Genomic DNA, 12,230 nt, shown 5'->3' on the forward strand with positions numbered 1-12,230 from the left:
AAAATACTCATATTGACCCAAGTTTGACTAACTACTATTATTGACAAGACTACGTTGAGGAGGCTAATTCTATCTTTTTTTGGACTGTTATGCATTGCCTTATCGGTAAATGCCCAAGTTACTACCGAGGGTAGAGATTTCTGGTTTGGGTTTATGCCTAATAATGATAGCGATTCTCCGTCATCCCTTGAGGTTTTTGTAACCAGTAAAAAAATCGCTAACGTAACCCTATTTATTTACGAAGATAATCGGACTTTAACATTTACTGTAACTCCAGGAGTTACCCACAAGCAATCCATATTTGAAACTTTGGAAAATCCTTATGCAGCTACGAGTAATGGTGAAAATCAACGTAAAGCGATACACATTGTTTCGGATGAGCCGATAAGTGTATATGCTTTCAACAATAGATCAGCTAGTGCAGATGCATCAATTATTCTTCCCACTCCCTCATTAGGTAATAAATATTATGCATCAACATATTTTGAATCCCCTCCAAGTAATGATGTGGCAGGGACTGATAATTCATCATCTCAGATATTGATTGTTGCATCAGAAGATGCTACACGCTTGAGAGTTACCCCAAGCTTTCGAACATTAGATAATAAGGACGCTGGCGTTCCATATAGCATTGAGCTAAACCAAGGGGATATTTATTTAATACAGGCACAAGGAGATTTAACAGGCACCCTAATTGAGTCTGAAGATACTAGCGATAATTGCAATAATTTCGCTGTTTTTGGTGGGAATGTCTGGACAAGAGTTACTGGTGGGCAGGACTGTTCAGCTCTAAATAGAGGGAATCTTTGGTCTGGAGGCTATGCAGGTGATCATTTGTTTGAACAAATGTATCCAGTCAGCACTTGGGGAAAGAATTACGCAGTACTTGATCTTGAAATGCGCTCTGGTTATGTTCTACAAATCACTACTTCTGAACCGAATACAAGAGTTAGTGTTAATGGGCGTAATTATAGTATTGTTGAAGAGGGAGAATTTTTGAGACTCTTATTTCCTAATCAAGTAACATCCATCACATCAGATAAACCAATTCAAGTCGCGCAATTAGCTCAGTCTTTGAGTTGTGATTTCCCTACTGGAACAAATAACCCAAATGGTCCAGGTGATCCTTTTATGATAATGATTAGTCCAATTGAACAACGTTTAAAAGAAATAACATTTCCGGCACTTGAAGCCTCTGCCATTAATAGGTATTTTGTAGGCTTGATAACGGATCTTGTAGGTATCTCTGGCCTTAGAATTAACGGTAATCTAATACCATCTACGGATTTTCAGAATATCCAAAATAGTTCTCTCTATTATGCTACAGTATCTATTAATAAGGGTTCAGATTATAATCTCAAATCTGACGAAGGCTTCGTAGCCTATGTATACGGCTTTGGCCAAATTGAATCATTTGGTTATGTAGCAGGCGCCAGCCTCGAAAATCTCAATGCTCAACTTTTATTGGCCGATGCCAACCTTAACATTATATCCAATGAAGGCTGTTTAAATTCAAATATTGATTTTAAAATTCAGTTTGAAACCATACCGGGCGAAGACCCGCTTTATACAGTTTTCGATTGGCATTTTGATGATGGTGCAATGGCTACTGGCGAGGAGGTAAACCATACTTATACCACTCCTGGCGATTATGTGATCAGAGTAATTGCTTCCAACGGTGAAGGCAGCTGTGGTAATTCAGAAGTTTTTACAAAACAGGTCACTATATTGGAAGTGGAGGCCACTGAAATCGTAGGGCCACAGTCGGTTTGCCCAGATGTTAATTTGATTGATTATTCTGTGGTAGGTGCAGATGAGAATACTTATGAATGGATTATTTCGGCCGATGGTCAAATCACTAGTGGCCAAGGAACGGATCAAATTCAAGTGTCATGGGGGGCGCCCAATGACAATGCCTTCTTGAAAGTAGTACCGAAAAATGCTTTAGGCTGTATAGGTGATACGCTGGAAATTCCAGTGAAAATTAATAAAGAACTTGCTCCACCATTACCTACAGGCAAATCAGAGGTTTGTTTTACAGAATTTCAAGAAGTTATTTACTCTACACCGCAAACCAACGGTTCTGTTTACACTTGGGAAGTAATCGGAGGAACCTTTGTTGATGGTATTAACACTGGCAACGAGATAAAAGTGAAATGGGACGGAGTTGGAAATGGCAAGGTCAGGTTTTTAGAATCCAACCCCTTGGTTGCCGATTGCGATGGATATTCTGAGTATTTGCCAGTTATTATTTATTCAGAAATTAAGCCAGTTGCCAATATTACTAACATCTCCTGCTTTGGATTAAAAAATGGAGCGATTGACCTCACGGTAACTGGCGGAAAACCAGGTAACTATACAGCTACTTGGGATAATGGAATGACAGGCCTTTCGGTTTCTGGACTTGCCGCAGGTAATTATGAAGCCACCATTACAGATGCTGCGGGCTGTGAAATTACTCAAACATATACCATTACAGAACCGACTCCTTTAACAGTTACTGACGGCTCAATTTTACCAGTAAGGTGTTTTTCGGAAACCAATGGAAGTATTAGTTTAAATATCACAGGCGGAACACCAAATGCGCAAGGGAAATACTCGATTAAAGTAGTGGGAGTGAATTTTGATAAAACCTACAGTGATCCTGTAATGACGAATTTACCAGCAGGCGGTTATGCCGTTACGGTTACCGATGCCAATGGCTGTCAGGTTTCAAGAACTTATACGATTACCGAACCACCCGCCTTAGAGCCTTTCTTGGAGTCATTTCTGAATCTTCCCATTTGTCCGCAAGCCGTAAATGGAACGACTTATATAGAAGCCAAAGGAGGAACGCCAGACTACCAATTTTACTGGAGTAACAAACCAAATATTGATTCTCAAGAAGGAAGTGATTTCTCTCAAGGGTCTTATTCGCTTACAATTAAAGATGCCAGTGGTTGCGAAACAGTAATGGACTTTGATGTGGAAGAGCGTTTTCCTAAAATATTTATTCCCAATGCCTTTAGCCCTAATAATGACGGTGTAAACGATGAGTTTAAACCCGTAACCGATTGCGACCTTCAATACAGCATGCAAATCTTTAATAAGTGGGGAGAAATCATTTTCTCTACAGAAGACATCACCAAAGGCTGGGATGGAAGGTATAAAGGAACCAAGGTTCAAGACGGGCAGTACAGCTACATCATTTTCTATGCGGGAGCTTTAAATGGTGTCAGCTTTGAGGAAACCAGACGAGGCACTCTGAAAGTTTTTCGCTAGACTTCGTTCACAAATCAATGCCTTTCTTTAATTTCAGCATTGGACTGAAAACTTATTATTTTGGCATTAACGGTTTATAAATCTTCCGCAGGTTCGGGTAAAACCTTTACACTCGTAAAGGAATATGTCAAGTTGCTGATTAAAAGGCCACAAGACTTCAAACATATCTTGGCCATTACCTTCACCAATAAGGCTACGGAAGAAATGAAAACCCGTATTCTCAAGGCTTTGGAAGAAATGGGAGCGGGCAAAGAAACGCAGCTGTTCAAAATATTAGCCACCGAACTGGCCGCAGAACTCACTCCACTTAACATTCAACAAAGGGCAGAAGAAGCCTATGACCTGATCATTCACAATTATGGCCGGTTTGAAGTGTCTACGATCGACAGTTTCTTTTCTAGGGTGCTCAAATCATTCGCCAGAGAATTGGATTTGCCCCTCAGTTACGAGGTAGAAATGAATACCTCCATGGCCTTGCAAGAAGCCATGAATGAGCTTTTCAAAAGCTTGGATGACAATAAAGAAGTGCGGCAATGGCTTACTCAATATGCCAAAGAGCAAATTGAAAGCGATAAATCATGGAACGTAGATCAGCAGATTGAAAAGCTTGGCAAGAATCTCTTCACTGAATCTTTTCAAGACGGTTTCAGCGGGTTAAATCTCACTTTCGAAGAACTGAAAAAGATCATTGAATCATTAAGGTCAGATATTAAGTCTTTTGAAGTGCAACTAAAAAAGTATGGAAATGAAGCTTTAGATTTAATTTCTCAGCATGGGTTACAAGTAGCAGATTTTAGTGGCGGCCAAAATCGAAGTGTTGCCAATACTTTTGTGAAGCTTATTAATAAGGATTACAAACTTACTTCTACTTTTATTAAAACCGTAAATGGTGATAGCAATTGGTATACTCAAAAGTCAGATAAGAAAGCAGAAATAGATCAATTGGTGTCGGGTAAGTTTGGAGAGATTTGTCAAGGCATAGTTGATTTTATTGAAGACAACGAAAGTGACTACAATTCCGCAAAAGCAATCCTTAAAAACGTGTATGCTTTTGGTTTGCTGGAAGAACTGAATAAGTATTTAAAAGAATACCGCGATGAGCATAATGTGATGCTTATTTCGGACACGAACATCATTCTCAAAGATATTCTGGAGCAAGCCGATGCGCCTTTCATCTTCGAAAAGCTCGGTAGTTTTTACAAGCATATCATGATCGATGAGTTTCAGGATACCTCCAGTTTTCAGTGGAATAATTTAAAACCTTTGATCATCAACGCCCTTTCAGAAGACAATGAAGTGCTGATTGTTGGCGATGTCAAGCAGTCCATTTATCGTTTTAGGGGCGGAAATATGCGTTTGTTACTTTCACAGGTGAAGGAAGAGCTAGGTGCTTTTTATCCTAAAGAAGCTGATCAGGTGCTGAATGACAACTGGCGAAGTTTGAGCAGTATCGTCAACTTCAATAATAACTTGTTCGGAAAATTGCCAGAAGCTTTCGGTAAAAACGAGTCCTTGCATGACACAACCTTGTTTACCCAAGCCTATGAAAACCACGAGCAACATATTCAAGGAGGAGAAGGTGGCTATGTGCAAATGCGTTATTATTCTTCTGATGAGGAAGATGAAAAATGGCAAGCACAATCTGTTAAGGACCTGCTAATTCAAATTAGAGAGAACAAAGAAAAGGGCTTTTCACTGAGCGATATGCTTATTTTGGTGAATCGTAACAAGGAAATTTCAGATATAGCCACTGCTTTTCTAAACGAGAAAATTCCATTTATCAATGGTGAATCGCTCAAGCTTCAGCAGAGCGAATCGGTTTTATTTGTGCTGGAATTACTCCGCTATTTACAATCGGGTAAGGATGAAGTGCTCATGCTTAACCTCATCAGTCTTTTCTTTAGGTTGAACGATATTCCAGAGCAAGCTGTAATGCTGCGCGGAAAAGGAGAACGAATGACTTTGGAAGAAGCGGGCTTCCCTCAAGAATTCCTAACCAGACAATACGAAATAAAGCAGTATGCACTTTTTGACTTGGTGAGCGAATTATTGCTCATGTTCGACATCGAAAAGAAGGCGGATGTGTACTTGCAACAGCTTTTGGATGTTATTCTTGAGCAGTCACAGCGAGGTACCAATTCTATCAATACTTTTTTAGAATGGTGGGATAAGGAAGGAGATAATCAAACCGTAGCCACAAGTGAGAAAACCAATGCCATAAGAATTCTGACGATTCATAAATCTAAGGGACTGGAATCGCCTATTGTGTTTATTCCCTTTACCAATTGGGATATTCTGCCGAATGCTACCACACATCAGTTTTGGACGAAGAATATACCTGCGCAGTACCAGTCGCTTCAGTACATTCCGCTAGATTTTAGTAAAAGCACATTGCTAAAATCTCATTTTCAAAAAGATTTTTATACTGAAGCAACAGAAAGCGCGCTTGATATTCTCAATAAAACTTATGTGGCTTTTACGCGCCCCAGAGAGAAACTCTATTTAGGAGCGCCTTTGTCGAAGGGAACTAAGGGTGCTAGAATCCATGAGTTTCTTCTGGATTTACTTCCTGAAATTGGATTGCTTTCTCAAGAAGAATCTACTTACACGCAGTTTAGTTTGGGTACTGATGGTCAAAAAATAGGTAGTGGAGAAGAAATAGACGCATCGGTTGCGATTGGCATTTATCCGCAGGTTTCCTTCCTCAATCAGCTGACCATCCGCAATGATTCGGAACGCTTTTTTATGCTGCAAGAAACTGAAGAAGCCCAGAACATTAGTTTGGGCAATCAGGTGCATGAAGTACTTTCTGCCATTCGGGTAAAGGAAGATTTAGAAATGGTTTTACGGCAGTTTTTACAAGCTGGGGAGTTAGACCATAAAACAATAGCGTTGGTGAAAGATCGAATCCTAAGGCTTTTTGCTGACCCAAAAATCAGTATCTGGTTTTCTGATGACTATGAAGTTTTCAATGAAAGAGAGATTTGGTTCGAAGGCAAAGCCCATAAACCAGACAGGCTACTGATTAAAGGACCCGAGGCAGTGATTATCGACTATAAAAAGGAAAAGGAAAGCCCAGCCCATCAAGAACAAGTAAAACGTTATATGAATGCCATGAAAGCCCTTGGTTTTGAGCAAGTCTCCGGTCATTTAATATATGTTGAACCAGTAATAGTGAAGGAGGTGATGATATGAGATTGCTTTTGTGTTTGTCATTTTTGCTTTTACAGTTTTATGCTGAAGCTCAACAAAGTATATATTCCGTTTTGCATTTTGCTCATGAAACTTCCAATAAGGGTAAAGTCAAATTAATAGAGGAGAGTAGGACTTTTTATCGTATTTCAAGGGTCATAAAAGAGTCGAGGGTTTTAGAGTATAATGAAAATCAACAGTTGTTGGTTGAGAAAAGGTATTCCAAGAAAGAAGGGAAATACTTAGAGGTCATGTTTGGGTATCAAAATGGGCGGAAGGCTTACAGAAAGCGTACTGCGAAATCAGATGACGGTTTCTCAACTGAGTTTAATTCTTATAGATATTCCAAAGAAGGCCATTTAATCGAAATGGTTTATTATGACGCTGATTCAGTTGTAACTAGACAAATTACTTTGAACAATAACGAGAATGGGCATCCAATACAATTAAAAAAGTATCGGGGCGAAGAGTTAATTGGTATTGAAGAGGCTCGCTATGATTACAGCAACAACAGAGTTTATATTAAGGCATTAAATGAGTTTGGAGATGTCATTTCTGAGGTTGATTATACAGTTGATCAAAGATTAAAGAATCCAGAGTTTACCTATGATGATCATGACAATGTGGTTGCTTTCCCTAGAAACGTTAAAGGCTCAGACCAAATGTATACCTTAAGAAAATATAAGTATGATGATAATGGAAACTGGACTACCATGACCGTTTATTTGGCTGAGAAGAGGGGCGATAAATATATTTTTATGATAAAGGATAGTGTGTTCAAAAGAAAAATCACCTACTATAAATAACCTTAGTACGAAGTGGATCAATATATGAAAACCTTCCACCACCTTATTGTAGAGCAAATTCAGGAAAGCGACTTGCAACAGCTAAAAGGCCATTGCTTTGTGTTTCCTACCAAACGTGGAGGCGTTTTCTTCAAGCGCGCTTTGCTTCAAAAATACGGTCATCATGATTTTATGCTGCCTACCATTTTCAGTATTGAAGACTTTGTGCAGCGAATGACAGGCTTGTCTATTACGGATGAACTCACTTTGCTTTTCCACCTATTCAAAATTTACCAAAAGCGAGATAAGGATTTAGAATTCGATGCTTTCTATGCTTGGGGCAAAGTGATTTTGAAGGATTATGATGAGATAGATCGCTACTTGGCCAACGCCAAACAAATCTATTCCGACTTACAGAATATTAAAGAAATTGATCATGTTTTCGGCTATAATGACGAATTCAGAGAGATCATTGCCCGTTTTAGAACCCTGACGGAAAAGCAAGACAAGACAAAGTTGCTCACTGAGTTTTTGAAAATCTGGAAAGAGGTTGGTGCGGTGTATGAAGATTTTCAAGGTGAATTACTAAAAGAAGAAAAAGCTTATGGCGGTATGCTGTACCGAAATTTAGCTTCGGTACTCAGTCAAGACCACTTTGAGCATCCTTTTGAGTATTATCATTTTTGCGGTTTCAATGCCCTTTCAAAGTCCGAAGAAGTAATTTTTGATGCCTTGGTAAAAGCCAAGCGTGCCCAACTCTATTGGGATACGGATAACTACTTCATGGTGGAGAAGAAGGAAGAGGCTGGCGATTTTATGCGGGAATACCGAACCAAGTGGCCCGAAAGCATTTGGTTCGATGCCGATTCTTTAAACGAGCCGAAAACAGTGCATGTGCATGCCGTGCCTCAAAATATGGCGCAAGCGCATTTGGCTGCAAAATTGGCCGGAGAACTCATTCAGCAAGGTGCCAAACCAGAAGAAACTGCTATTGTATTGGCCGATGAAAAGCTGTTGGTGCCTTTCCTTTACGCCATGCCATTGCACGACCATAAGGTCAATGTAACGATGGGCTACCCAATGAAGTCGACTATCGTTTTCGATTTTGTGCTGTGTTATTTGGAATTGATGCGAAAGGCACAAACCACCGACCAAGGTTTGGTTTTTCATACCTATGACCTTCGACCTTTTCTTTCCAATGCCTACACCGCGCTTTTTCACGAAGGTATTTATCAGCAATTGAACGAATGGTTTGTTCGGGAAAAGAAAACTAAAATTGGCTTGAACGAATTGCTAGAGAAAGTGAAGTCGAGTCAGTTGCAAGCCTTGCTCAAAGCGGGGAAAGAATGGGAGGGGATTGCGAATGCCTTAAAGACATACCTCACAGCCGCATTCTATGATTTTAAAGAGAAAGACAGTGGACTGACGGATCGTGAGTTTATCTATTTCTTCCTCAAGTCACTCAATCAGCTAAACGACTACCTAAGACAGAAAGAGACCTTTTCCTTAAGGTTGATCAAGAAAATCATTCAAGAGCATTTCAGGGCCGTTAAAATACCTTTTGAGGGCGAACCAGTGCAAGGCGTTCAGGTAATGGGTTTCCTAGAAACCAGAACCTTGGACTTCAAACACATTATAGTGGTTTCAGCCAACGAAGGAAAGCTTCCGACCACTAGAAACTCAAATTCTTACATTCCTTATGGTTTAAGAAAGGTGTTTCAATTGCCCACTTTCGAGGAGCAAGATGCCATTTATGCTTATCACTTCAAGCGATTATTGCAAAGAGCGGAAGAAGTGCATTTTGTTTATGATAATACTACACAAGGCGATTCGACAGGGGAAAGGAGCCGCTTTATTCTACAGCAACTAAAGCGTTACAAAAAACTGGAGCATTATACCATTTTAGAGAAATCGTATGAAGGCCTTGTTCCGAAAGCCATCAATTCGAATGAGATTTCGATTCCAAAAGGGCCAGAAGTAAATAAACTACTGAGTAGGTTTTTGCAGGGCACAGAGGAGGGTAAGTTCTTGTCACCTACTTCCCTTACCAATTACATTACCTGTCCGCTAAAGTTCTACCTAAAAAACGTAGCCAGTTTTAGAGAATTGGATGATTTGGATGAAGACATTGATGCACGAAATCTTGGAATTGTAGTGCATGAGGTATTGGAGTTTTTATACAAACCTTGGCTAAACAGAGAAATTGGTGCAGAGCAAATTCGTTTGCTCAAGGGCTTGGTGGAAAAGCAGCTGATTGACTCTTTAGAACGAAACAAAATCATTCAAGAAAACCAGCAACTGTCGGGCAGAGATTTGGTGACCAAACAGGTGATGGAGCAGATGATTCAAAAAGTGTTGGATTTAGATGCGCAAGAAGCTCCTTTCAAAGTGATTGGTCTGGAAGCAGAAGAATTTGAAACGCTGGTGGCCATTGATGGAATTGGCAAGGCTCGGGTTAGTGGTACGATAGATCGAATGGATGAAAAGTCTGGCGAGCTACGCATTACAGATTATAAAACGGGTAAGGTAGAGTTTGTAAGCAAAACGCTGATGTATAAAGATCCGCAGGCTTATATCGATAAGTATTTTGATGACCCAAAATACAAGTCTGGTTTTCAAGGCTACCTCTATGCGGTGCTCACCAAAGGTCATTTTGACCTTCCTGTAAAAGTGGGCATTACGAGTATGCGTAAGTTGAGCGAAGGCACCCAGTGGCTCCGAGATGGCCAAGCCATTCCTGCTGAGGCTATTACTATGTTTGAAGAAAAGCTTCAAAACCTAGTGCGTGAAATTTACAACCCAGCAATTCCATTCACCCAAACCGATGACTTAAAACGCTGCGAATATTGCGAGTTTCAACAGTTGTGTAAAAGGGGAGGTTAACAGCATAAATTTGATCAGGTCGCCCCGCTGGGGCTTATTGATTTTATGGCCAAGGCTTTTACAAACTGTTCACCCCCCCCCCTGGGGTTCTCTATATTCATAAAGGCGAATTGCATTAACCAAACTTATTTGCGGGCTTGGCCAGAGATAGATCTCCAATTGTTAAAGTCTTTGATAAAAGTCCCAGAGGGACGGCCAGATTGTATGAGATTCATCAAACTAAGTTTGGTTCAGAAAGCCTGATTTAGATGCTATGTGATGTGCGTGATTGTTTCGCCCTATAAAAGTCCCAGCGGGACGATCCGTTTGTAGACTTACAAACATAAATTAACCGCTAAGCTCCGTAGGAGCGACCTGTGTTTTACAAAACCAATCGATATACAGTTCACCCCGCAGAGTTTCTTGATATTCAGCAAACAAGTTAGGTTGAGAAAGACTGCTTTTTAAGTGTCGCTAAATTAAGGTTTTGGCTTGCTGTATGCTTGAAATAAAAGTCCCATCGGGACGGCCTGTTTGTAGGCTTGCAAACAGAAATAACCGCTGAGCTCCGTAGGAGCGACCCATATTATCTCCAGTTCAATTCCCTTCAAAACCTAAAATCAATTATCTTTCGGCATGCGTATTTTAAAACTCCTTATTCTGGTATTAGTACTTGGAATCACTTCTAAAACTTCTGCCCAAGAAATTTACAATGCAGATTATACTTTTACCATCGAGGGTTTGGCTGCTGGTGAAAATATGCGTTTGGCCTATTATTTAGGCGATAAACAATACATCAAGCAGGAGTCGCTTTCTCAAGAAGGCGGTTTGGTGAATTTTAAAATAGATACGCTTCATGTGGGTTTGTGCATGTTGGTTTTTCCCGATAACAATTACTTTGAGTTCGTAGCCAAAGAACCTAGGGTAATAATGAAAACCAATAAGGATGATGTAATTGGAGCAATGGAAGTGATTGCATCTGAGGAAAATGCCAAGCTTTATGAGTACCTAAAATACAACAATCAGAGGCAAATAGATTTGCAGAAAATAGAGGACAATGCTCAATTAAACGATGAGCAAAAGGCCACTATGCGCATGGATATGAACCAAAAAGGGCAAGTAAGACAAAAGGAATTTGTAGAAAAATACCCTAATAGTTTTATGGCCAAACTGATAAGTGCATCTATGGATTATGTGCCCAAAGATGCACCTGAAGGTCTATCGGACGATGAAATCAATGCTTATAGATTTTACGAATACAGAAAGCATTACTTCGATAATATTGATTTTTCGCAAAGCGATTTACTGTATTCGCCTGTCTATCACCCCAAATTGATGGCTTATACTGACCAACTTACCTTACAGCAACCAGATTCACTAATTGCAGCTACTGAATACTTGTTGGGAAAGGCGAGTGCTAATGATGAATATTTTAAATACACCTTAATTACGCTTTTAAATAAGTTTGCAAAGACAAAAGTGATTTGCCAAGATGAAGTCTATTTGCATTTGGTAGATAATTACTATTTGTCAGGAAAAGCAGTTTGGATGGATGAAGAGGGGCTAACCAAGTTAAAAGTTAGTGCAGATAACTTAAGGAATAATCTCTGTGGAAAACTGGCTGTCAATTTTGAACTGCCAGATGTAAACGGTACAAAACAATCACTTTATGCTCAGTCGGCTGAGTATACCATACTTGCCTTTATGCAAACCGATTGTATTCCGTGCGAAAAGGTATTAGAAGAACTCTCAAAAATAGATCAAACTATATTACCCTCTTTTAAAGTGGTCACTGTGTTCAAGGAAGGCGATAAAGCGGTTTGGAAGGGAGTGCTCATGGGGAAAACCAAACCAAACTGGGTAAACTTAATGAATGACGATGGTACCTTGAATAGTGAACGAGATTATAACGTGCAGTCTTACCCAACACTCTATTTGCTAGACAAGGATAAACGTATTGTGTTGAAGCGAATCAGCGCAAGCCAAATTGTCGATTATATGAATACCGTTAATAACTAATAGTTAGCGTTGGCCTTGTATGCTTACCAATTGATTTTAACTCGCTAACAAACGGGTAATATTGGCTTAATTCTTAAGTAAATCACCTCTTACAAATCCTTAATATTACCT

General features: G+C 39.7%; 5 protein-coding genes. All 5 read left to right on the forward strand.

Translation table 11 applies throughout. The features are described 5' to 3' along the window. The first annotated feature begins 54 nt into the window (after nucleotides 1-54). The 5 genes from OB69_RS01480 (at nucleotide 55) to OB69_RS01500 (ending at nucleotide 12,119) form a co-directional block, all read left to right on the forward strand. Complete coding sequence (locus tag OB69_RS01480) at nucleotides 55-3,261, forward strand: T9SS type B sorting domain-containing protein (RefSeq protein ID WP_157608463.1); 3,207 nt, start codon at nucleotides 55-57, stop codon at nucleotides 3,259-3,261. A 60-nt stretch (nucleotides 3,262-3,321) separates the two neighbouring features. Beyond that, nucleotides 3,322-6,456, forward strand: a complete 3,135-nt coding sequence (locus OB69_RS01485; protein WP_053221926.1) for a UvrD-helicase domain-containing protein — start codon at nucleotides 3,322-3,324, stop codon at nucleotides 6,454-6,456. Then, nucleotides 6,453-7,259 (forward strand): hypothetical protein, encoded by an 807-nt coding sequence (locus tag OB69_RS01490; RefSeq protein ID WP_157608464.1) that lies wholly within the window; start codon nucleotides 6,453-6,455, stop codon nucleotides 7,257-7,259. Before OB69_RS01485 ends, OB69_RS01490 begins: the two co-directional genes overlap by 4 nt. A gap of 24 nt (nucleotides 7,260-7,283) precedes the next feature. Then, nucleotides 7,284-10,121, forward strand: a complete 2,838-nt coding sequence (locus OB69_RS01495; RefSeq protein ID WP_053221928.1) for a PD-(D/E)XK nuclease family protein — start codon at nucleotides 7,284-7,286, stop codon at nucleotides 10,119-10,121. 615 nt (nucleotides 10,122-10,736) lie between these two features. Further along, the gene (locus tag OB69_RS01500) at nucleotides 10,737-12,119 is read left to right on the forward strand and encodes a thioredoxin-like domain-containing protein (protein WP_053221929.1); all 1,383 of its coding nucleotides are present in this window, start codon (nucleotides 10,737-10,739) and stop codon (nucleotides 12,117-12,119) included. Nucleotides 12,120-12,230: the final 111 nt, after the last annotated feature.

Source organism: Roseivirga seohaensis subsp. aquiponti (genome assembly GCF_001267955.1).
Classification (GTDB): Bacteria; Bacteroidota; Bacteroidia; order Cytophagales; family Cyclobacteriaceae; genus Roseivirga; species Roseivirga seohaensis.

Bases quoted from the DNA above. Each gene is read 5' to 3' on its own strand.
- OB69_RS01490 (WP_157608464.1), top strand. From the start codon at position 6,453: ATGAGATTGCTTTTGTGTTTGTCATTTTTGCTTTTACAGTTTTATGCT.
- OB69_RS01495 (WP_053221928.1), top strand. From the start codon at position 7,284: ATGAAAACCTTCCACCACCTTATTGTAGAGCAAATTCAGGAAAGCGAC.
- OB69_RS01500 (WP_053221929.1), top strand. From the start codon at position 10,737: ATGCGTATTTTAAAACTCCTTATTCTGGTATTAGTACTTGGAATCACT.